The 21,885-nt window shown below is 45.8% G+C and carries 15 protein-coding genes and 1 riboswitch; of the genes, 6 read left to right on the top strand and 9 right to left on the bottom strand.

What is annotated here, in order from left to right; translation table 11 throughout:
- Window positions 1-78 precede the first annotated feature (78 nt).
- The 3 genes from L1D11_RS05590 (at window position 79) to tadA (ending at window position 3,790) form a co-directional block, all read left to right on the top strand.
- Window positions 79-1,641: an AbgT family transporter gene (locus L1D11_RS05590; RefSeq protein ID WP_061033252.1), complete on the top strand. Its 1,563-nt coding sequence runs from the start codon at window positions 79-81 to the stop codon at window positions 1,639-1,641.
- 187 nt (window positions 1,642-1,828) lie between these two features.
- Window positions 1,829-3,118, top strand: coding sequence for a hemolysin family protein (locus L1D11_RS05585; RefSeq protein WP_239862210.1), 1,290 nt, complete (start codon window positions 1,829-1,831; stop codon window positions 3,116-3,118).
- 123 nt (window positions 3,119-3,241) lie between these two features.
- Window positions 3,242-3,790 (top strand): tRNA adenosine(34) deaminase TadA, encoded by a 549-nt coding sequence (tadA, locus tag L1D11_RS05580; RefSeq protein ID WP_239862208.1) that lies wholly within the window; start codon window positions 3,242-3,244, stop codon window positions 3,788-3,790.
- A gap of 60 nt (window positions 3,791-3,850) precedes the next feature.
- Here tadA and L1D11_RS22615 read toward each other — a convergent pair whose 3' ends face one another.
- Entirely contained in the window at window positions 3,851-3,982 is a 132-nt protein-coding gene (locus L1D11_RS22615; protein WP_017059878.1) for a hypothetical protein, read from the bottom strand.
- A 314-nt stretch (window positions 3,983-4,296) separates the two neighbouring features.
- The gene (gene mltF, locus L1D11_RS05575; RefSeq protein ID WP_239832029.1) at window positions 4,297-5,865 is read right to left on the bottom strand and encodes a membrane-bound lytic murein transglycosylase MltF; all 1,569 of its coding nucleotides are present in this window, start codon (window positions 5,863-5,865) and stop codon (window positions 4,297-4,299) included.
- A 330-nt stretch (window positions 5,866-6,195) separates the two neighbouring features.
- On the opposite strand from mltF, the gene purL reads away from it, so the two are divergent.
- Window positions 6,196-10,107, top strand: coding sequence for a phosphoribosylformylglycinamidine synthase (gene purL / locus L1D11_RS05570; protein ID WP_239862206.1), 3,912 nt, complete (start codon window positions 6,196-6,198; stop codon window positions 10,105-10,107).
- 186 nt (window positions 10,108-10,293) lie between these two features.
- Here the strand turns inward: purL and L1D11_RS05565 are convergent, their stop codons facing one another.
- The 7 genes from L1D11_RS05565 to L1D11_RS05535 form a co-directional block, all read right to left on the bottom strand.
- Complete coding sequence (locus L1D11_RS05565) at window positions 10,294-11,235, bottom strand: VirK/YbjX family protein (RefSeq protein ID WP_239828539.1); 942 nt, start codon at window positions 11,233-11,235, stop codon at window positions 10,294-10,296.
- A gap of 287 nt (window positions 11,236-11,522) precedes the next feature.
- Window positions 11,523-12,554 carry a 2,3,4,5-tetrahydropyridine-2,6-dicarboxylate N-succinyltransferase gene (gene dapD, locus L1D11_RS05560; protein ID WP_239832026.1) on the bottom strand — a complete coding sequence of 344 codons (1,032 nt, stop codon included), beginning with the start codon at window positions 12,552-12,554 and terminating at the stop codon, window positions 11,523-11,525.
- Between the two features lie 255 nt (window positions 12,555-12,809).
- A complete protein-coding gene (locus L1D11_RS05555; RefSeq protein WP_239862204.1) occupies window positions 12,810-13,451 on the bottom strand; it encodes a MarC family protein in 642 nt (213 codons plus the stop codon).
- A gap of 200 nt (window positions 13,452-13,651) precedes the next feature.
- On the bottom strand, window positions 13,652-14,641 hold the full coding sequence (locus L1D11_RS05550) for a GGGtGRT protein (protein WP_239862202.1): 990 nt from the start codon (window positions 14,639-14,641) through the stop codon (window positions 13,652-13,654).
- Window positions 14,642-14,665: 24 nt separating this feature from the next.
- Window positions 14,666-15,358: an iron-sulfur cluster assembly scaffold protein gene (locus L1D11_RS05545; protein WP_239862200.1), complete on the bottom strand. Its 693-nt coding sequence runs from the start codon at window positions 15,356-15,358 to the stop codon at window positions 14,666-14,668.
- Window positions 15,359-15,551: 193 nt separating this feature from the next.
- Window positions 15,552-15,635: riboswitch (Fluoride riboswitch) on the bottom strand.
- A gap of 154 nt (window positions 15,636-15,789) precedes the next feature.
- A complete protein-coding gene (locus L1D11_RS05540) occupies window positions 15,790-16,083 on the bottom strand; it encodes a YebG family protein (RefSeq protein ID WP_008223840.1) in 294 nt (97 codons plus the stop codon).
- Between the two features lie 88 nt (window positions 16,084-16,171).
- Window positions 16,172-17,068 carry a LysR family transcriptional regulator gene (locus tag L1D11_RS05535; RefSeq protein ID WP_008223843.1) on the bottom strand — a complete coding sequence of 299 codons (897 nt, stop codon included), beginning with the start codon at window positions 17,066-17,068 and terminating at the stop codon, window positions 16,172-16,174.
- 205 nt (window positions 17,069-17,273) lie between these two features.
- Between L1D11_RS05535 and L1D11_RS05530 the strand changes: the two genes are divergently transcribed.
- Complete coding sequence (locus L1D11_RS05530) at window positions 17,274-18,224, top strand: TDT family transporter (protein ID WP_128162692.1); 951 nt, start codon at window positions 17,274-17,276, stop codon at window positions 18,222-18,224.
- Between the two features lie 127 nt (window positions 18,225-18,351).
- On the top strand, window positions 18,352-21,828 hold the full coding sequence (gene recC / locus L1D11_RS05525; protein WP_239862198.1) for an exodeoxyribonuclease V subunit gamma: 3,477 nt from the start codon (window positions 18,352-18,354) through the stop codon (window positions 21,826-21,828).
- Window positions 21,829-21,885 lie beyond the last annotated feature (57 nt).

The following is a 21,885-nucleotide window of genomic DNA, read 5'->3' as shown; positions in this document are numbered from 1 at the left end:
TAGAATATGTGTTGTACCAATAGGCCGTGGTAAAACTTATATTAGGCCTAAACAAACAACATCACATATGGAGTTACAATGAGTAACCAAGCCGTAAAAAAAGCACCATCGACTGATAAGATCAGTGGAATGGATCGCTTTCTAAACTTCATTGAACGCGCCGGCAACAAAATTCCAGATCCAGCAATCCTGTTCTTCTGGGCTCTAGTTATCGTATGGGTAGCATCTGCACTTTTGTCGAATCTTTCATTCGATCTAATCAATCCTCAAACGGGTGCTGCTCTAGAAGTAAATAACCTACTCACTGGTGAAGCGCTTGCTAGCTTCCTAGCGAATATGGTTACTACGTTCACAGGCTTCGCACCACTAGGCATCGTACTTGTTGCTATGCTAGGTGTTGGCGTTGCAGACTCTTCGGGCTTCATTACGACTGGTCTTAAGAAGATGCTGAACTTCACACCAGCTAAGCTACTTACGCCAATGCTAATCTTGGTTGCTATCGTGTCTCACACAGCAGCTGATGCAGGTTACGTTCTAGTAATCCCTCTTGGCGGTATCATCTTCCACGCTGCGGGTCGTCACCCCCTAGCGGGTATTGCTGCAGCATTTGCTGGTGTATCAGGTGGTTTCTCTGCGAACTTCATTCCTTCAGGTATCGACCCGCTACTAGCTGGCTTCACGCAAACAGCGGCAAACGTTCTTGACCCTGAATACGTGATTAACCCTCTAGCGAACATCTTCTTTACTGGCCTATCTTCCGTTCTTATTGTTGCTATCGGTTGGTACGTAACTGAGAAGATCATTGAACCTCGCCTAGCGAACACGCCAGTGGATGAAGATGCTGAAGAAGCACCTGATCTAGGTACGTTCACTGCAATCGAGTCAAAAGCATTCAAATACGCAGGTTGGGCAATGGTTGCTGGTATTGGTCTGCTTGTTGCGGCCCTAATCCCTGAGAACTCTGCTCTGCGTTCTCCTGAAGGTGAGCTAACAGCATTCTCTGCACCAGTTATGAAGTCAATCGTTCCTCTGATCTTCATCCTGTTCATCATCCCAGGTATTGTTTACGGCCGAGTAGCGGGTACATTTAAGAACAGCAATGACGTAATCAAGGCAATGTCTGAAACAATGGCTACAATGGGCGCGTACATTGTAATGTCGTTCTTCTGTGCACAGTTCCTATCGGCATTCGGTCAATCAAACATCGGTACTATGCTGGCACTTTACGGTGCTGAGGGTCTGAAAGCGATGGACCTTCCTGGTGAGGCGACAATCGTTGGTATGATTTTACTAACGGCTTCAGTTAACCTTCTTGTTGGTTCAGCATCGGCTAAGTGGGCGCTTATCGGTCCAATCCTAGTTCCAATGCTAATGGTTGTAGGTATCTCTCCTGAGCTATCTCAAGCGGCTTACCGTGTTGGTGACTCAGTGTCTAACATCATCTCTCCACTAATGGTGTTCTTCCCACTGGTTGTTGTTTATTGTCAACGCTACGTTAAGTCTACAGGTATCGGTACTCTAGCTTCTCTAATGATGCCGTTCTCGATTGCAATGCTAATCGGTTGGTCTATCTTCCTGCTAGCTTACTGGGCTCTTGGTATTCCACTAGGTATCCAAGCACCTTACACTTACACAATGTAAGATTGAACTAAGCAAAATTAAGCTTTATTCATTACTAAGCCCGCACCGAAATGTGCGGGCTTTTTTGTGCTATTTTTCCGCTCTATTTTCATATCCAAAAATTTTTATATCAAAAAGAAAGGTACTCAGCTTATACTCCGGATTACGGCTAATTGTTGGCCGGTAAAATTAGGAAATCCAAAACATCATGAAAATTCTGCTTCTGGTAGGGTTAATTGTTTTAAATGGTCTGTTTGCCATGTCTGAGATTGCATTGGTAGCAGCAAAAAATAGTCGGCTGAAACGCTTGGCCGAAAAGCACCGTTCTGCTCAGATCGCACTTGAGCTTAAAGAAAATCCAACTCGCTTCCTCTCAACCATTCAAATCGGTATTACAGTCATAGGCCTGCTCAGCGGTATCGTGGGCGAGGCGACGCTATCTGCACCATTAGCCGTTCAACTTGAACTGTGGGGCATGGATGCAACGCAAGCGAATGTTTTGTCTACCGCGGTCGTCGTTGTCGGTATTACTTACTTTGCCATTGTTGTTGGTGAACTCGTACCAAAACGCTTTGCTCAATCTCAAGCGGAAACCATAGCTGTGTTGGTCGCTATGCCAATCTATTGGTTATCTAAAATCGCGACGCCGTTTGTTTTTGCTTTGTCTGCTTCAACCGAAGGTATTCTTAAGTTGTTGGGCCGAGGTGGTGAAGAAGACAGTGTGACGGAAGATGATATTCATGCGCTTGTTAAAGAGGGCTCTGACTCTGGTGTGATTGAGCGCGGTGAGCAAGAGATGATTCGTAATATCTTGCAGCTTGATGACCGCTTGGTTAGCTCGCTGATGACGCCACGTCGAGACATCGATTTCTTGGATGTCGACCAACCTGTTGAGCATATCTTGAAGCAATTGCGCTCATCAAAGCACAGCGTATTTCCTTTGTGCCAAGATCACCTGAATAAGGTGGTGGGTACGGTGTCTGCCAAGGCTTTGCTGAATCAGGCGGGTAACCTAAGTATTCAAGTGATCATGGGGCTGTCTAAATCTCCGATTTATGTCCCGGAATCGATGAAGGCGCTACGCCTCCTTGGTTATTTTAAAGAGTCGGGCACTGAGATGGCATTCATTGTCGATGAGTATGGCGATGTTCAAGGTCTTGTTACTCACTACGACATTCTTGAGGCGATTGCGGGTGAGCTATCAAACAATCCGAACGACCTTTGGACTGATTCTTTGCCAGATGGCTTGATAGTGGATGGATTAATCCCGATCAGCGAGTTAAAAAACCGCTTGGAGCTTGCAGAGTTAGAAGGTGAAAGCGAGGGCTTCCAAACTCTAAACGGACTTATCACATGGCTGCTCGGTCGCTTGCCTGAGACGGGAGAGGTCGTTGAATGTCAGCAGTGGCAGTTTGAGATTATCTCGGTTGAGAATAACCGTATTGTGAGCGTGAAAGCGACGCAAATCGTCAATGATTTGGTTGAAGCTGAAAGCTAGACTGCTAGTTAATCATCGAGTCTATGGCTATTGGTGGGCATCTCTTTGTTGTCCATCATTACTAAGATTAGGTATGCTTCATCGCATACTTTTTGTTTCTATTGTTTGTTTTTGGAGTCCCCTTTGTCAGACCATCAATTCACCCCTCAAGATGAAATCTTCATGCGACGTGCCATCGAAGTGGCCAAAAAAGCGGAGAGTGAGGGAGAGGTACCCGTCGGTGCCGTGCTGGTAAAAGGTGGTGAGATTATCTCTGAAGGGTGGAACCGTTCGATTGGCAGCCACGATGCTACGGCACACGCAGAAATTGAAACTCTGCGTAAAGCAGGCCAAACCTTAGAAAACTATCGCCTGCTCGATACCACGTTATACGTCACGCTAGAGCCTTGCCCAATGTGTGCAGGTGCTTTGTTACACAGTCGAGTAAAGCGCATTGTGTTTGGCGCGCCAGATTTAAAAGCGGGTGCAGCAGGGACGGTGTTGAACTTGTTTGAGAGCCAAGCTTCCTATCACTATACCGACGTTGAACATGGCTTGTTAGAGGAAGAGTGCCGTGAGCAATTACAAGCGTTTTTCAAGCGTCGTCGAAAAGAGATAAAAGAGAAGCGAAAGCAAGAGCGTTTGTTGGAAGAGCAGCAGCTGGAAGCTGACAAGGCTCGTAAAAAGAAATAGCAGCGAGTTTAAGGCACTCTCATAGGTAGAGTGCCAAACAAACTTACTTGGCCCTAGTGTTTACTCGGCAATCATCTGCATGAAAGCACGGTTGCGCCAAATGATCTTCTTTTTGTTATTTGAAAGCATACGCTTACGACGGTTTGCTGCAACGGTCTTATCCAGGCGCTTCGATTTCAACTTCTTCATCATTTCAATGATTTCCTATTGGTCGTCTGACTGTGTCGTTTGGACTAACGACTTAATTATAGTGTGATTCGTTTGTTTGGTCTGTCGCGCAGAGGCTGATATAGAAGAGCAACTCTAGTCTCATGCCTCTAACTTTGGCCAATAGCCAAGTGCAACAGAACGCTAATCTTGATTGTGGTGTGTCGTTATAAGGTGCGATTGTTACTGTAATATGACACCGCCTTTATCACGGTCTTTTATCCGTATCTCTCCTTTGTGTAAGCGATAGAAAGCGCAATAAAAAAGAGCAATGCGGGAAGGCATTGCTCTTTTGGTTTCTATTTCGAAGACTCAGAACCACTTACTGTTGATTCTGCAGCGCTTATACTGGATTCAGCCCCAGAAGTCTCTAAAGGTGGAATAACGATCAACCCTTCAAGACTCTCTCCTTGTTCTTTATTACGCTTATTAACGTGGCCGATGATACTTTGGTAATAACGGCGAATGTTCTCTACATAGTTTCTAGCTTCATCACCACGGGCATAACCATAGCGAGTTTGGCTGTAGTATTTCTTCTGTCTCAGTAGAGGCAGTCTGTCTTTTACATCACCCCAAGCATCAGGATCTCCGCCTTGCGCTTTAGTGAGGCGACGTGCATCCATCATGTGTCCGTAACCGACGTTGTATGAAGCGAGTGCAAACCAGATCTTTTCATGTTGCGTGATTGAATCTGGTACTCGGTTCACGATGCGACGCAGGTATTCAACACCACCTTGTACCGACTGTTTAGGGTCGAGACGGTTGGTCACACCAACACTCTTCGCTGTCGGCAGTGTCAGCATCATCATGCCACGAACACCGGTTGGTGAGCGAGCGACCGGGTTCCAGTGTGACTCTTGATAAGCCAGTGCAGCAATCAAGCGCCAGTCAAACTCTTGCGAATACTTCTGAAACAGTGGCGACCATTTTGGTAGCTTGCTATCTAGAGCACGGATAAAGGCACGAGTATCAACGTAGTCAAAAGTCCCAATATGACCGATGTATTTTTCTTCTAGCGAAGCAAGTTCGCCAGACTGTTTTAGATTGCCGAAGAACTCAATCAGCAATGCGTAAAGGCTTTCATCTTCAGACTTCTCTAAGTACCAAGAGATAGGTTGGTCTTCAGTTAGCTCAAACGCCAACGCTACGTCTGGGTATAAACGTTGTGCTAGCGACAGTTCGATTGAGTCGGCAACCGTGAATAGGCGTTCGCCTGTTGATACTTCTTTTAGCAAGTCATTGATATCAGCATTTCCAACTGCATCGTAGATGAAGTCCTCGTGTGTGTTCTGTAATTGCTTAAGTGTTGGTTCGAAGTGCGAGTCTTTGACTACAACCAAAGAAGGCGTCAGAGTCTCGTTAGGTGACGCGTCTTCTGATTCAGCTTGAGCTTTGATGAATTCAGCCTGGCGTTTGTTCTCAAACTTGATCAGTTTATCTAGGCTTCTTGGACGCCATTGGCCTTTTTTGTACACCACCTGTTGGCTTACGTAGTAATAAGCAGGTGCTGCACGATAAGCACGAGTCAGCTTGTTATTTTGCGTTAATCCTGTAGCGATAAGGTCAATCTCGCCTTTCTTTAAAGCGGGGAATAGGCCGGATAGACGATAAGCCGGTTTAACCTCAAGCTTAACACCCAATTCTTGTGCAAACTCACGAGCCAATTCGTAATCGAGGCCAGCAGGGCCATCAGGACCAATATAATAAGAGAGTTGGTTATTTAGAGTACCGACACGAAGCACGCCACGCTCTCGAATCTGCTCTAGGACACTTTTAGGTTCAGATTCAATCTGGCATGCGGTTAGCCCAAACAGAGCGATAACCAGCAGAAAGAACTTAGACGAAAATATGAGAGAAAATTTAGGCATCAAAATGAAATCTCGAAAAGGGGAAGCCCCTTTATACCAAACCCCGCCAGACTGGCAAAGCAGGTTTCATTAAACATATGTAAAAGTGGTGATAAATGCAGCAAAAACACCATTTGCTCAGAAACATGAAAAAAAATAACGCAAACGGTTGCTTTTGGTGTTACGTCACAAAAAAAAATGCTTTATAATGCGCTCGCATTGAAGAGGTGGAATCGGCATAGGTTTTTAAACCTTCGGGAATAGCTTCGAAGAAAACAGTTAGGTTTTTCCTTTAACCCACTGAATTTATTCCAATATCACCTTAATCAACTGCATAAGAGACCTAAGCACATGAGAATTTTGCGTGGCTCCCCAGCTCTATCTGAGTTTCGTGTTAACAAGCTTTTAGAGCTTTGTCGTGAATTAAGCTTACCTGTAACAGGTATTTACGCTGAGTTTGCCCACTTTGCTGATTTAACAGCAGACCTAGACGCGTCTGAAGTTGAGAAGCTAGAAAAGCTACTGACTTACGGTCCAACGATTGAAGAGCATGAACCTGAAGGTTTACTGCTGCTTGCTACTCCTCGTCCAGGTACTATTTCTCCTTGGTCTTCAAAATCTACTGATATCGCACATAACTGTGGTCTAGCGAAAGTATCTCGCTTAGAGCGCGGTACGGCTTTCTACATTGAAACGTCTTGTGAACTTTCTGAACTTCAACTTGTTGAGCTGAAAGCGATTCTTCACGATCGTATGATGGAAGTGGTTTTCACTGACTTCGAATCAGCAGCAGCACTATTCACCGTTGCAGAACCAGCACCTTATACGGAAGTTGATCTTCTTACTGGCGGCCGTAAAGCGCTTGAAGAAGCAAACGTTACCCTAGGTCTTGCTCTTGCGGAAGATGAGATTGATTACCTACTTGAAAGCTTTGTAACTAAGCTGGAACGTAACCCGACTGACATCGAGCTAATGATGTTTGCACAAGCGAACTCAGAGCACTGTCGTCACAAGATCTTCAACGCTGACTGGACTATCGACGGCGTTAAGCAAGAAAAATCTCTGTTTAAAATGATCAAAAATACGTTTGAAGTGACACCTGATAACGTACTTTCGGCATACAAAGATAACGCAGCGGTTATGACGGGCTCTGAAGTAGGTCGCTTCTTCCCAGATCCAGAAACTCGTCAGTACAACTACCACCAAGAGAAAACACACATCTTGATGAAAGTTGAAACGCACAACCACCCAACGGCTATCTCTCCATGGCCGGGCGCATCAACAGGTTCAGGCGGTGAAATCCGTGATGAAGGCGCAACAGGTATCGGTGGTAAGCCAAAAGCAGGTCTAGTGGCGTTCTCTGTATCTAACCTTAAGATCCCGAACTTTGTTCAACCTTGGGAAACAGACTTTGGTAAGCCAAGCCGTATCGTCACTGCATTGGATATCATGCTTGAAGGTCCTCTTGGTGGCGCGGCATTTAACAACGAATTTGGTCGTCCAAACCTACTAGGTTACTTCCGTACTTACGAAGAGAAAGTAAACTCTCACGCAGGTGAAGAAGTACGTGGTTACCACAAGCCAATCATGCTGGCTGGTGGTCTTGGTAACATCCGTGACGAGCACGTTCAGAAGAAAGAGATCCCAGTAGGTGCAAGCCTGATCGTTCTGGGTGGTCCAGCGATGAACATCGGCCTTGGTGGCGGTGCGGCATCTTCAATGGATTCTGGTTCTTCTTCTGAAGATCTTGATTTCGCTTCGGTACAACGTGAAAACCCAGAGATGGAACGTCGTTGTCAGGAAGTTATCGACCGTTGTTGGCAGTTAGGTGATGCGAACCCAATCGCATTCATCCACGATGTGGGCGCGGGCGGTATCTCGAATGCACTTCCTGAGTTAGTAGACGATGGCGAGCGTGGCGGTATCTTCAACCTACGTGACGTGCCAAACGATGAGCCGGGCATGAGCCCACTTGAGATCTGGTGTAACGAATCTCAAGAGCGTTACGTAATGGCCGTTGCAGACAAAGACATGGCAACGTTCGACGCAATTTGTAAGCGTGAACGCGCACCTTACTCTGTGGTTGGTAAAGCAACGGAAGAACGTGAACTTAAACTTGAAGATTCACACTTTGACAACACACCAATCGACATGCCGATGGACATCCTATTAGGTAAAACACCTAAGATGCACCGTGACGCGAAAATGCTAAAAGCGAATAACCCAGCGATTGACCGCTCTGGTATCGAAATGAACGAAGCGGTTGACCGTGTTCTTCGCCTACCAACCGTCGCTGAGAAAACATTCCTTATCACTATCGGTGACCGCTCGGTAACTGGTCTTGTTGCTCGTGACCAAATGGTTGGCCCATGGCAGGTTCCTGTTGCTAACTGTGCGGTGACGGCAGCAAGCTACGACTCTTACCACGGTGAGGCTATGTCTCTTGGTGAGCGCACGCCAGTGGCACTACTAGACTTCGGCGCATCGGCTCGTCTAGCGGTTGGTGAAGCAATCACTAACATCGCAGCGACTAACATCGGCGATATCAAACACATTAAACTGTCGGCGAACTGGATGTCTCCAGCGGGTCACCCAGGTGAAGATGCAGGTCTTTACGAAGCGGTGAAAGCAGTTGGTGAAGAGCTATGTCCTGCACTGGGGCTAACTATCCCTGTGGGTAAAGACTCAATGTCTATGAAGACTAAGTGGGAAGAGAACGGCGATAAGAAAGAAGTAACTTCTCCGCTATCCCTTGTTATCACTGCATTTGCTCGTGTCGAAGATGTTCGTAAAACAATTACGCCTCAACTACGCACCCCGAATAACCTTGAAGGCCTAGGCGCTACAAGCCTAGTACTTATTGACCTAGGTAACGGCAAAAACCGTCTAGGTGCAACGGCACTAGCGCAAGTTTACAAGCAGCTTGGTGATAAGCCAGCAGACGTAGACAACGCAGCGCAACTAAAAGGCTTCTACGAAGGTATTCAAGCACTGGTTGCTAACGACCAAGTTGTGGCTTACCACGATAAAGGCGATGGCGGTCTATTCGTTACTCTAGCTGAGATGACATTCGCAGGTCACTGTGGTGTTAATGCAAACATTGAAGCTCTAGGCGAAGATACTCTAGCTGCACTATTCAACGAAGAGCTAGGTGCGGTAATCCAAGTTCGTAACGACGACCTAGACGCGGTTCTTTCTACGCTTGCAGCCAACGGCCTAGAAGCGTGTTCACACGTTATTGGTTCAGTTGAAGCTTCTGACGAGGTAGTGATTAAGTCTGGTGAATCTGTAGTGATTGAACGTAACCGTACTGAATTACGTACTATCTGGGCTGAGACAACGCATAAGATGCAAGGTCTACGTGACAACCCAGCATGTGCCGACCAAGAGCATGAAGCGAAGAAAGACAACTCAGACCCAGGTCTGAACGTGAAACTGAGCTTCGATGTTAATGAAGATATCGCTGCACCGTTCATCAACACGGGCGCTAAGCCTAAGATGGCAATTCTACGTGAGCAGGGTGTTAACTCTCACGTTGAAATGGCAGCAGCATTTGACCGTGCAGGTTTCGAAGCAACTGATATTCACATGAGCGATATCCTTACTGGTCAAGCGGTACTTGATGAGTACAACGGCCTTGTAGCATGTGGTGGCTTCTCTTACGGCGACGTGCTGGGTGCTGGTGAAGGTTGGGCTAAGTCGGTTCTGTTTAACGATTCGACTCGTGAACAATTTGAAAACTTCTTCAAGCGTGAAGATACCTTCTCTCTAGGTGTGTGTAACGGTTGTCAGATGCTGTCTAACCTGCGTGAACTTATCCCTGGTGCAGAATACTGGCCACGTTTCGTTCGCAACGAATCTGAGCGTTTTGAAGCACGTTTCAGCCTAGTTGAAGTTCAGAAATCAGATTCTGTATTCTTCAACGGCATGGAAGGTTCTCGTATGCCAATCGCGGTTTCTCACGGCGAAGGCCGCGTAGAAGTGCGTGACAACGACCACCTAAACGCGATTGAAAACTCAGGTACGGTTGCTCTACGTTACGTTGATAACCACGGTAACCCAACGCAGCAATACCCGAATAACCCGAACGGTTCGCCAAACGCTATCACAGGTTTAACTACGACGGATGGTCGCGTGACTATCATGATGCCTCACCCAGAGCGTGTATTCCGTACGGTGGCTAACTCTTGGTCTCCAGAAGGTTGGGGCGAGAATGGTGCTTGGATGCGTATGTTCCAAAACGCACGTAAGAACTTGGGTTAATCATGCCGCGCTAATCTGATTAGATTAAGCAGAAGTCAAAAGCGCAGATCGAAAGGTCTGCGCTTTTTAAATTCATTTGGCCAGTATGTTTGAAGGTTGTTCAATAATTAATTGTTATTATGAACGAGGAAATTGTTTTTTATCATTAGATCTATTTAATCTCAGATTTGATGACATCACTTTGGTTCAAATAATTGAATCGCTTGCTTCATTTGGTAAGGCAATTTTTGATAAAGACTCAGTCAGATCATCCTCCAATTTATCAAGTAGAGCGTACCTTTTTGAGTAAAGATTACGCTTACTTCTTTTTAAATGAGCCAGGTCTTTGCGTTCTAATTCAACTGGAATTTGATAAAAGAATTTACTTACTCTTTGTCCGCCCATTTCTTCCCACAAAGAGTCATAATCACTGCTAATAGCACCTCTTTTTGAACCCAAGTATCGCAAAGCCTGATATATATGGCCTTTATTTGATACTGCGATCACTTTGTTCACTTCAAAATACCTAGCAAACATTAAGCTCAAATTGAGCATTAGAGCTTTAGGACGGAGGCCGTGAAGTGTTCGAGTTATTTCTTTAATCTTAATCTGACTATCAATGACATGGCGGTTGGTTCCTTGTAAGCAACCTATGTGTAAAACTCTGTCACTTCCTTGTCTAGAGAGGTTACACGTAATTGAATATATGGTCTGGCCAGAATGCAATTCTACAAGCTTAATACCGATAGACCCCTCTCTTGACTCACCTGGATAAAGCTCAATCGTGTAAGATTGACCATTCCGATCTTTGAAGGTTGTTATCTCGAATGGCTTTTCGTAAAGGTTGATAACTTTGCTATTAAACTTATCAGTTAAAATTTGAAAATGTGATCGTATGAGCTCTAGCCTCTGTGTGGATGAGAAACAAGGAGAGATGAATGGTTTCAATGGCTTTTCAAAGAGCTTGTAGTTGTTTTCAAAGATTGCTGTTAGTTTTTTATCTTTCTGTAAATCGTACATTCCTTGAGTAACTTGACGATTGAGCAATCCCCACATAACAAATCGAATGTTTTTACGAAGGTAATCTACTCCATAACAATGCGGGTGAACTTTCTTTGATAGATGGTGTAGTTTTTTTAAACTGTGCATGAGAATTTTGTTCGAAATGAGTGGTTCAATTAAGGTGATTATATACAACAATAAAACACTGTTCAAAATTTCATGACCATTTAGTTAGTTGTTAGTAGGGAATTTGGTCCTCTGAGCTGTTTCTGCCACGTGTCACTGGATAAGATGAGTTTGTTAGAAAATGTGTATGTTAACAGGTATGTTGGTGGATTAAGGGGCGACATACTTTTGGACACTAGCAAAAGAATGAAGAAAGCCGCTGGATTTCACCCCAGCGGCTTCGTATTTTCTAGCATCGAGTACTTAGATTAGTTGTTGCTGTGTAGCTCGCTGTTCAGTTCAACAGCTGACTTGTTCGCAAGACACTCAATTTGACCAGTGATCGAGTTACGACGGAACAGCAGGTCAGAAACGCCAGCTAGATCGCGAGCTTTGATAATTTCTACTTCGTTGCCTTCTTTATCTAGCATGCGAACTTTCGTACCAGCCGTTACATATAGACCAGACTCAACAGTACAACGGTCGCCCATTGGGAAGCCAAGACCTGCGTTTGCGCCTAGTAGGCAGTTTTCGCCGATAGAGATAACCATAGTACCGCCACCCGACAGAGTACCCATGATTGAAGCGCCGCCACCGATGTCTGAGCCGTTACCTACAACAACACCTGCAGAGATACGACCTTCAACCATGCTTACGCCCGTTGTACCCGCGTTGAAGTTGATGAAGCCTTCGTGCATTACTGTTGTGCCTTCACCCACATGTGCGCCTAGACGAACACGAGAAGTATCAGCAATACGAATGCCTGTAGGTACAACGTAGTCCACCATTTTAGGGAATTTGTCTACGCAATCTACAGACAGGGCACGACCTGCAAGGCGAGCTTCGATTTGACGCTCAGCCAGTTCAGGAAGGTCGATTGGACCTTCGCTTGTCCATGCGATGTTGTGTAGTAGACCGAAGATGCCGTCTAGTACTGTACCGTGTGGTTGAACTAGGCGGTTAGAGATGAGTTGCAGTTTTAGGAAGCCTTCAGCAACAGATGCTGGCTTCTCGTCTGTCGCAAGAACAACAAGAACAAGTGGCTGTTCAGATGCTGCTGCTTTTTCTGCGAAATATGCGTTTGCTGCATCGTCGTTTGCTGCGAATGCTTTCGCTAGTTCTGCGCTTTGTGCAGCAGAGATTTCGATAGCTTGGTTGCCTTCAGTGTAACCTGCTACTTCACCAACAGCCGCTACTAGAGCGTCGCTTGGGTTTAGAAGTGGGCTAGGGAAGAACGCTTCAATGATTTTATTGTCGCGGTTTTTGGTTGCCGTACCGAAGGCTAGTGAAAAGAAAGCCATGTTGAATCTCCATGTGTTGAGTCTTGATTTTGCTATTTCATAACAGCGGCTCGAATAACCAGCGCTGTCGTTAGCAAAGTTAATTTAATTGCGTTCATCATAAAGAGAGCGCCCTCGTTATGAAAGGGCGCATTGGGATAAAGTCTGTAAAATGATATTGCTTGTCTTTTGAGAGATATTTTTCTGCAATGAGAAAACGCTGAAGATCAATACAAATGGTGGATATATGAGTCAATATTCCCTTTGAATGACCATTTAAACAAACAGTGCTTTATGAGCTTGCTCGATCCCTTCAATCAACATCTGCATACCGATAACTGCCAGTATCAAACCCATCATTCGAGTAATCACGTTCAGTGCGCTTGGCCCTACGGCTTTCACGAAGCGTTCGCCAAACACGAACAATACGTAGGTTAAGGTACACAACAGACCAAATGCGATCACGGTGATGACGGTTTCATAGATGCCTTCGGTGCTGGCAAAGTTCATCGCGGTGGCAATTGTCCCCGGACCTGCCAGTATCGGCATGGCCAGTGGTGATACTGCGATACTTAGCGCCGCGTCTTGTTGGGGGGCTGAGTTAACCTTCTCTTTCGCCTTCGAGTGTGTCGATTCACCTTGAAGCATGTGAAAGCCAATCAAGAAGACCAGAATACCGCCTGTGATGCGCAGGGCATAAAGCGTGATACCAAAAAGGTCGAAGATCAGCTTGCCAGAAATGGCAAAGGTACTGACGATGATAAATGCGATAAACACTGAGCGGAACGCGATCGACTTAACTGTCTCCCTGTCGTTGTTACCTGTTAAACCAAGAAAGATAGGCGTGTTAGCGATAGGGTTCATGATGGCGAAAAAGCCCATGAATACAGTGATGGTATGAATGATGAGCTCTTTCATATTATTCCTTTAAAAAGATGCAGTTAAATACACATGTTGAATAAGAATAGATACTAGAGCAAGTGTGAATAAAAAACAGCCAGCATAGGGCTGGCTGTATAGTTTAAGTGATGGGAGTAGAGTTTTGATTGTGTGTTGGTGTCGATTTTTCAACTAAGGTTCCGGCTTGAGCCGTTTGATGCTAACAATCACCTCTATCGTTATGCGCTTTGAGATTCACTCACTGCGACAGCCAGTGCAACCGTTGCACCCACCATTGGGTTGTTACCCATGCCGATGAAACCCATCATAGCAACGTGAGCAGGAACTGAAGAGCTACCTGCAAACTGAGCGTCTGCGTGCATTCTGCCCATGGTATCTGTCATGCCATAAGATGCAGGACCTGCAGCAACGTTGTCTGGGTGTAAAGTTCGGCCTGTACCACCGCCTGAAGCGACAGAGAAATAAGGTAGACCTTGGCGAGTGCGCTCTGCTTTGTAGATACCCGCAACAGGATGTTGGAAGCGTGTTGGGTTGGTTGAGTTACCCGTAATGCTCACATCCACCTCTTCTCTGTGCATGATTGCCACACCTTCACGAACATCATCGGCGCCATAGCATAGGATCTCTCCGCGAGGGCCATTTGAGAAACGGCGATGTTCTGTTTCAACGAGTTCACCGGTTTGGTAGTTGTACTGAGTGCGCACGTAAGTGAAGCCATTGATGCGTGAGATTAAGTAAGCCGCATCTTTACCTAAACCATTCAAGATAACTTTTAATGGATTTTTACGTGATTTATTGACGTTCAATGCGATTTTGATTGCGCCCTCAGCGGCTGCAAATGACTCGTGACCAGCAAGAAAAGCAAAGCAGTGACTCTCTTCATTCAGAAGACGAGCAGCAAGCGCGCCATGACCAATACCCACTTGACGTTGCTCCGCAACACTGCCGGGTTTTGTGAATGCTTGAAGGCCTTCACCAATGATGTTGGCTGCTTGTTCGGCGTTGCTCGCTTTGCGAAATAGTGCCATGGCTGTACCTAGGGTGTATGCATCGGCTGCGCTTTCAAAAGCAATTGGTTGAGTGTCCATCACCAAGGTTTTTGGGTCGACATTGTGTGCTTTACAGTATTGCTCTGCTTGCGCCAAAGAGTCGAAGTTCATTTCTGCCAATGCGCGAGTTACTGATTCATTAAATTGAGTGTTCATCATATCTTTCCTCTAAATTGGCAAAAACTACTGTTGGCGTGGGTTAATCGTGGTCACGGCTTCGTCGAAGCGACCATAAGTCCCTGTAGCAAGGTCGGCCGCTTCGTTCGCTGGCACACCTTGATTAATCGCCTTCATCATTTTTCCGAGGTTGAGATACTCGTAACCAATCACTTCGCTGTGGTCATCAAGTGCAAGTTTGGTCACATAGCCCTCTGCGAGTTCTAGGTAACGGACGCCTTTTGCTGCGGTTGAATAGCTGGTACCAACTTGGCTGCGCTGGGTTTGACCTAAATCTTCTAATGCAGCGCCAATTTCTAGGCCACCTTCAGAGAAAGCAGATTGAGTTCGACCGTAAACAAACTGCAGGAAGATTTCGCGCATCGCGACGTTGATCGCATCACACACCAAGTCAGTATTGAGCGCTTCTAGAATGGTTTTTCCGGTGAGGATTTCAGCGGCCATCCCGGCAGATTGCGTCATGCCTGAGCAGCCGATAGTTTCAATGAGTGCTTCTTCGATGATGCCGTTTTTCACGTTAAGAGTCAGTTTTGCCGCACCTTGTTGTGGTGCACAAGTGCCAACACCGTGGCTTAAACCTGAGATAGCGATAACATCTTTTGGACTAACCATGGCACCTTCAACTGGGATTGGAGCCGAGTTATGAAGATCACCCCTTTGAATAGGGCACATGGATTGAATTTCTGAAGAGTAATGCATAATGTTTTCTCACTAATAAAGTCGTATTGACCTAGGGCGTTGAGAAAACAGGACGTGTTGGAAGAGGTGTGGTTAATTCACTACAGATCTTGAGTATCGATAATCCAAAGGAGTCATGGAACCTAGCCTTAATAGACGCGGTTCATTTCAAAATGGAGGAGTAGCGATACATCCAACAGTATTACCTGTTTTCGATTCTGTAGGAGTCATTAGCACGGTTCAAAAGAACGGGCGGTTGAAGCAAAAGCTTAGGTGGAACCCCATCACCTGATAGCTATAGATTAGATCTTTATCACACTTTTGTGCAAGCGAATGTTTAGAGTGATTTCGACTATAAACAAGCATCATTATATTTCGATAAGTATAAAAAAACGCCAATGACTGACTCTGATTAGAGGTGTCATTGGCGTTTTTTAGAAAGCTTCAGCTAATTAAGCTGCATCTTCTTCTGCGTCTTCAACTGCTTCAAGCTTCTTCGCTTTTTTCGGAGCTGGTTTACGCTTCGCACCTAATGCGTAAAGAACTTCTTCTTTGTTCTTAGCTAGGTACATTGCAAGTTCTTCTTGCTTGCCTTCATCTTCAACTAAATCGCTTTTGCCTAACAGTTCAAAAAGCTCATCAGCCATATCCAGCATTTTGTCGTATGCGTCAGCTTCGGCTTTAGAGGTAAAAGTCATTTTCTCTTCTCCGTTGCGTTCCACCACGTACTTGACGATAACAGCCATGGTTAATCCTCTAAGTTTGATAAATTTTACTGGCTTTTTATACAGTTTCTGAGGCTGAAAGTCCAGTTGGAGCCCGCACTATGCGGCCTCAATCTTGATGTGTCGCCCAGTCTTCACAATAACTCATGAAAGATTTCAGTAACGGGCTTTGGTATTTGTCTTTATGGACCAGCATCCAGAATCGACGTTTCATATCGAGTGGCACATTAAGCGCTTTTACTCGGCCTGAATCGATCGCCCTTTGAGCAGCTAAACGAGACAAACAGGCAAAGCCAAGACCGGCAGAAACAGAGTTGATGATTGCTTCTGTGGTGTTTAGCTCAAATGATTCGTACCAGTGCTCGATTCGCGGTGCGACAGCGCGTAGGAAAAACTCACGGGTTCCAGAACCTGACTCACGCAATATCCAGTGGCTGTTCTCTAGATCTTGTAGTGCAATTTGCTCTTTTGCTACCAGAGGGTGTTGATTACTAACGATAATACACATCTCATCGCTACTAAACTGGCTTGAGATTAACTCCGGATGAAGTGTTTTTCCTTCAATTAACGCGATATCCAGTTCATAATCCACCAACTTTTGACAGATCAGGGCACTGTTTGAAATGAACAAGCTTTGGTCTTGGTGCTGCGTTTTTTCTCGAAAGCCAGACAAAATAAAAGGCGCAACCTGATTACCAATCGTGTCACTCGCACCAACCTTAAGATTGCCACTTAATGGCTGGTCGTCGCGGAACAGAACATCGATGCCTGCGGCCCGATGAAGAATCTCATCTGCTAAAGGAAGCAGCTTGTGCCCTTCTTGATTGAGAATTAATCGGTTGTTAACCCGGTCAAATAGAGAATGGCCTAGCTGTTTTTCCATTTCACCGAGTGCCATGCTAACCGCGGCTTTAGAGAGAAACAGAGCTTCCGATGCGGCGGTAAGTGTCGAATGCTGGGTAATGGTGACAAACACTTTTAGTTGTTTGATTGAGATATTAGCCATCAGGTTCCTAGTTTTACGCTGCTGGTGGAATTAGTTGTTCAGCATTGGTGAACGCTTGTTATATATAATTGGATATTACTTAACGAAGTGCAAGCGTATTATGGCTTCAACAAGCTGATGAGTTCACAAGTTTAGTGAATCAAGTTCAAGAGAGGCTCACATGATTCAACGTATTAAATATAGATTAACAGGAGCTCCAACACCCATGGCAGGGTTAGCACTAGCAATTGCAAGTTTAGGCTGGTGTTGGGATGGCGTTTTAGTCGCACAAGGTATTTTGCACACCCCAGGTTTAGTGCAATGGATCAGTGCTGGCATCGCGGCGGTCTTACTTCTTGTTTTAGCTGTGAAGTTTCTGATTCATGGTCATCTATTGCGTGAAGATCTTGCTCACCCTGTAGTGGGTAGTGTGGTTCCAACATTTGCGATGGGCTGCATGGTGGTATCAGCATCTTTAGCGCCGATTTCTCAATTCTTACAAGAGGCGATGTGGCTAGCGGCGGTTGCTTTACATGTTGTGTTCTTAGTGAGCTTTTTGTACCACAGAGCAAAACAGTTTGAGATTCACCACATGGTGCCAAGCTGGTTTGTGCCACCAATCGGTATCATTGTGGCAGACGTTTCTTTCTCTGGTAATCCAGTTTTGGAGCCTGTAGCGAACGCGACTTTGGTATTCGGTTTATTGGTTTACGCAGTAATGCTACCAATGATGGTTTACCGTTTGATCTTCTCTCACGAAGTGCCAGATGCTGCAAAACCAACGATCGCGATTATGGCGGCACCTGCAAGCCTATCTTTAGCGGGTTATCTAACCGTGACAGCGAGCCCTTCGCCAGTGATCATTGGTCTACTATTTGGTATTGCGGTGTTGATGACGTTTATTATCTATGCAGCGTTCTTCAAACTACTTCGTTTACCATTTAGCCCTGGCTATGCAGCGTTTACTTTCCCAATCGTGATTGGTGCAACAGCCTTGTTTAAATTGGCTGCGTGGATGCAAGCACAAGGCATCGAGGCGCATTATATTAACCAAGTATTTAACCTGGCTTATCTAGAGCTGATTGTTGCAACCTTAGTGGTAGGTTATGTCGCTGTTCGTTACTACATGAACTACAAACCTCATCGTGTTTTAGGTGCGGTAGCCGGTAGATTGTAAAGGTCGATAGTTCAAAAGATAAACGGACCTTAAGCTTTCGGTATTTCATAAGCTTATATTCCTCATCCAAACTCAGCACTTATGCTAATCTGGCAGTATATTGTGGCAAGATTAGCGTGAGTGCACTTTGTTTACTGTTTACCATTCCAATAAAGTTGATACTTTAAAAATTCTTCTCGTTCACTTGATCAAAAGTGACCCTTTAGCCAATCCCTTCGAAAAAGAGCAGATCTTGGTTCAGAGCCCGGGTATGTCTCAATGGCTTAAGATGGAACTCGCCAAAGAGTTTGGTGTAGCAGCAAATATTGATTTTCCTCTTCCAGCCACTTTCATTTGGGATATGTTCACCCAGGTGCTTCCTGATGTACCGAAACGCAGTGCTTTTAATAAAGAGGCGATGACGTGGAAGCTAATGAGTTTGCTACCTGCGAAACTTGACCACCCTGATTTCTTACCCCTACAGCGCTATCTTGAAAATGATGAAGACAGCTCTAAGTTGTATCAATTAGCCGAGAAAATTGCCGATATTTTCGATGGCTACTTGGTGTATAGACCTGAGTGGATGGCGATGTGGGAAGCAGGCGAGCCCGTTGCAGAATTGGTTGATAGTGAAGGGCAACAAGAGCACCCTTGGCAGCCAATTTTGTGGAAGGCACTCTACGAGCAAACACTGTCTCAAGGCCAATCAAAATATCACCGTGGTAACCTGTATCACGACTTCATTGAAGCGTTAGCTAATCAACAAGGGCAATTACAACACCTGCCGAAACGCCTGTTTGTGTTTGGTATTTCGTCACTGCCTCCTCGTTACATGGATGCTTTGAAAGCGCTTGGCGAACAGATAGATGTCCACCTGATGTTTACCAACCCTTGCCAACATTACTGGGGCGACATCCGCGACCGTAAATACTTGGCAAGAGTAGAAGCGCAGCGTCGTAAGCAGTTTGCCCTGGTTGATGGCTCACCTCAGCTAGAAGGCGAAGTCTCGCCACTGAAAGATGGTATTGAAGCCAATATCGAAGATGAGCTGCATACCAGCCAAGCAGTCGGCAATAGCTTACTCGCGTCTATGGGGAAGTTAGGCAGAGACAATTTGTTCTTGCTGTCTCAATCAGACAGCGAAGAGCATGAATTCTTTATTGATGTCGAGAGAGATAGCCTGCTGCATCAGCTGCAAGCCGACATTCTTGAGTTAGAAGAGCACCAAGACGATCACATCTTAGACTCCAGTAACCACAAACAAGTGGTTGAGCTGGGCGATCGTTCATTGACGGTACATGCTTGCCACAGCCCAATGCGTGAGGTTGAAGTTCTTCATGATCAGCTGTTAGCAATGTTTGACGCTGACCCAACATTAAAGCCACGCGACATCATCGTGATGGTGGCAGACATCAATGCTTACAGCCCTGCGATTCAGGCGGTATTTGGTAATGCTCCGGGTGAGCGTTATATCCCTTACTCGATCTCGGATCGAACGGCAGACCAAGAGAGCCCTATTCTGACCGCATTCATGCAGTTGGTCGCGCTACCAAACACGCGCTGCTTAGCTTCTGAACTTCTAGAGCTACTAGAAATCCCAGCGATGATGGCACGCTTTGGTATTGATGAATTTCAATTTGAGCAAGCTAAGCAGTGGGTTGAAGAAGCGGGTATCCGTTGGGGGGTCGATTCTTCTACCGCAACCGAGTTTGATTTGCCTGCCACGGAGCAAAATACCTGGCTGTTTGGTATTCAGCGCATGCTACTGGGCTACGCGATGTCGGATTCTGTAGGTTTGTTTGAAACTGAACATTCTCCAATTGCAGCTTATAACGAAGTTCAAGGCATTAACGCCGAACTTGTGGGTAAGTTAGCGCACTTTATTGATCGTATTGCCCATTACCGTCAACGTCTTGCTAAGACACAATCCATCGATATGTGGCGTGAAACCTTGCTGCAAATGATTGATGATTTCTTCGCCGTTGAGCTAGAAGGCGAGGTGGTGCTTAAGTCGATTCGTGATGCACTTTCTCAACTGAATGAACAGCTTGATGATGCCTTGTACGAGCAAGAGCTATCGCCAAGCATCATCTATCAGTACTTAAACAATAAACTGTCAGGCGCGCGTATCAGTCAGCGTTTCTTAGCGGGGCAAGTGAACTTCTGTACTCTGATGCCGATGCGTTCTATCCCGTTCAAAACTGTTTGTCTATTAGGCATGAATGATGGGGTTTACCCTCGCTCAATGCCACCAGAAGGGTTTGATTTGATGAACGGACGTACTCGACCTGGTGATCGTTCTCGTCGAGATGATGACCGCTATCTTTTCTTAGAGGCGATGTTGTCGGCGCAAGAGTGTTTGTACATCAGTTATGTCGGCCGCTCGATTCAAGATAATACTGAGCGAGTGCCGTCGGTATTGGTTTCAGAATTGATTGAGTACTGCCAGCAGAACTACTGCCTAAGTGACGATCAAGCGCTACCAAGTGATAATTCTGGTATCAAGCTGACTCAAGCGATCAGCTTTGAGCACACCATGACTCCGTTCAGCCCGGCAGCTTTTACACAAGGTGATGAAAGCCATGTATTGAGCTACGCCAAAGAATGGCTTCCTGCGGCTAACCGTTCTGGTGAGCGCAGTGGCGAATTCAATCGTGCCTTGGATGACTATTTGCTTGGTGCGACTTATCCATTGGAGCTCGATCTGGTTGAGCTACAGCGTTTCTGGCGCTTGCCAGTGCAATACTTCTTTAATCGACGCTTAAAGGTAGTGTTTGAGCCACCGCTTCCGGTAATGGAAGACGACGAGCCATTCGTGCTTAATGGCTTAGAGAGCTTCCAGCTTAAAGATGCTTTGCTCCAAGTACTACTCGATTACCCAGAAGGGGCAGATGAAGCGGTTCGCTTGTTTGTTTCTGAACAAAAGGCACAAGGTCGCTTACCGGTTGGTGCTTTTGGTGATATCGAGTTTGAAACCAACCGTGTTCAAGCGGAAGATTTAGCCAAAGAGATTCGATTTGTAAGTGGGCAGCCACAACAAGATCTCGAGGTAAATATTGAATTTGACGTGCTAGGCGAGGGCAAGCCGGTTCGTTTGATGGGTTGGCTGACTCAAAATTATCAATCGGGCTTAGTACGCTTCCGTAGCGGTAAAATTCGTTCGCAAGATTACTTGGCTGCGTGGATTGATCACTTGTGTTGCGCGGTGATGGGGCACGGCAAAACGACTCATATTATTGGCTACGACAGAAAAGAAGGTGTGGTGCACCAAACGCTACAACCTATCGGCGATGTGCAGCAGGCGAGGGGTCTATTGGCTGAGTTAGTACGACTGTTTTATCAAGGCATGACTGCACCATTGCCGTATTTCCCGAAAACCGCCTTGGCCGGCGTTGAAGCGGGTTTTAGCCGTGGTAAATGGGTCGATGATGAAGAGAAGTCTCTCAAGAAAATGGCCGATACTTTTAATGACAGCTTCGCTTTCACGGGCGAGGGTCGAGATACCTATATCTCGCGTATTTGGCCTAAGTGGGACGATGAGCTGGCTGCTGAGTCGCGTATGTATTCAACACTTGTGTTACAGGCGGTAAGGTTGGCTGCTGCCGATCTGGAAGATCAGGAGTAAGTGGCTGTGATCGACAAGATCAGTAGCGTATGCGCTGACTTAATGAAAGACGAAATA

The organism is Vibrio sp. Isolate32 (assembly GCF_022397955.1).
In the GTDB taxonomy this organism is placed as follows: domain Bacteria; phylum Pseudomonadota; class Gammaproteobacteria; order Enterobacterales; family Vibrionaceae; genus Vibrio.
Note: the sequence above shows the minus strand (reverse complement) of the source record. Positions and strands in the feature narration are given on the sequence as shown.

Bases quoted from the DNA above. Each gene is read 5' to 3' on its own strand.
- L1D11_RS05590 (WP_061033252.1), top strand. From the start codon at position 79: ATGAGTAACCAAGCCGTAAAAAAAGCACCATCGACTGATAAGATCAGT.
- L1D11_RS05585 (WP_239862210.1), top strand. From the start codon at position 1,829: ATGAAAATTCTGCTTCTGGTAGGGTTAATTGTTTTAAATGGTCTGTTT.
- L1D11_RS22615 (WP_017059878.1), bottom strand. From the start codon at position 3,982: ATGATGAAGAAGTTGAAATCGAAGCGCCTGGATAAGACCGTTGCAGCA.
- mltF (WP_239832029.1), bottom strand. From the start codon at position 5,865: ATGCCTAAATTTTCTCTCATATTTTCGTCTAAGTTCTTTCTGCTGGTT.
- purL (WP_239862206.1), top strand. From the start codon at position 6,196: ATGAGAATTTTGCGTGGCTCCCCAGCTCTATCTGAGTTTCGTGTTAAC.
- L1D11_RS05565 (WP_239828539.1), bottom strand. From the start codon at position 11,235: ATGCACAGTTTAAAAAAACTACACCATCTATCAAAGAAAGTTCACCCG.
- dapD (WP_239832026.1), bottom strand. From the start codon at position 12,554: ATGGCTTTCTTTTCACTAGCCTTCGGTACGGCAACCAAAAACCGCGAC.
- L1D11_RS05555 (WP_239862204.1), bottom strand. From the start codon at position 13,451: ATGAAAGAGCTCATCATTCATACCATCACTGTATTCATGGGCTTTTTC.
- L1D11_RS05550 (WP_239862202.1), bottom strand. From the start codon at position 14,641: ATGATGAACACTCAATTTAATGAATCAGTAACTCGCGCATTGGCAGAA.
- L1D11_RS05545 (WP_239862200.1), bottom strand. From the start codon at position 15,358: ATGCATTACTCTTCAGAAATTCAATCCATGTGCCCTATTCAAAGGGGT.
- L1D11_RS05540 (WP_008223840.1), bottom strand. From the start codon at position 16,083: ATGGCTGTTATCGTCAAGTACGTGGTGGAACGCAACGGAGAAGAGAAA.
- L1D11_RS05535 (WP_008223843.1), bottom strand. From the start codon at position 17,068: ATGGCTAATATCTCAATCAAACAACTAAAAGTGTTTGTCACCATTACC.
- L1D11_RS05530 (WP_128162692.1), top strand. From the start codon at position 17,274: ATGGCAGGGTTAGCACTAGCAATTGCAAGTTTAGGCTGGTGTTGGGAT.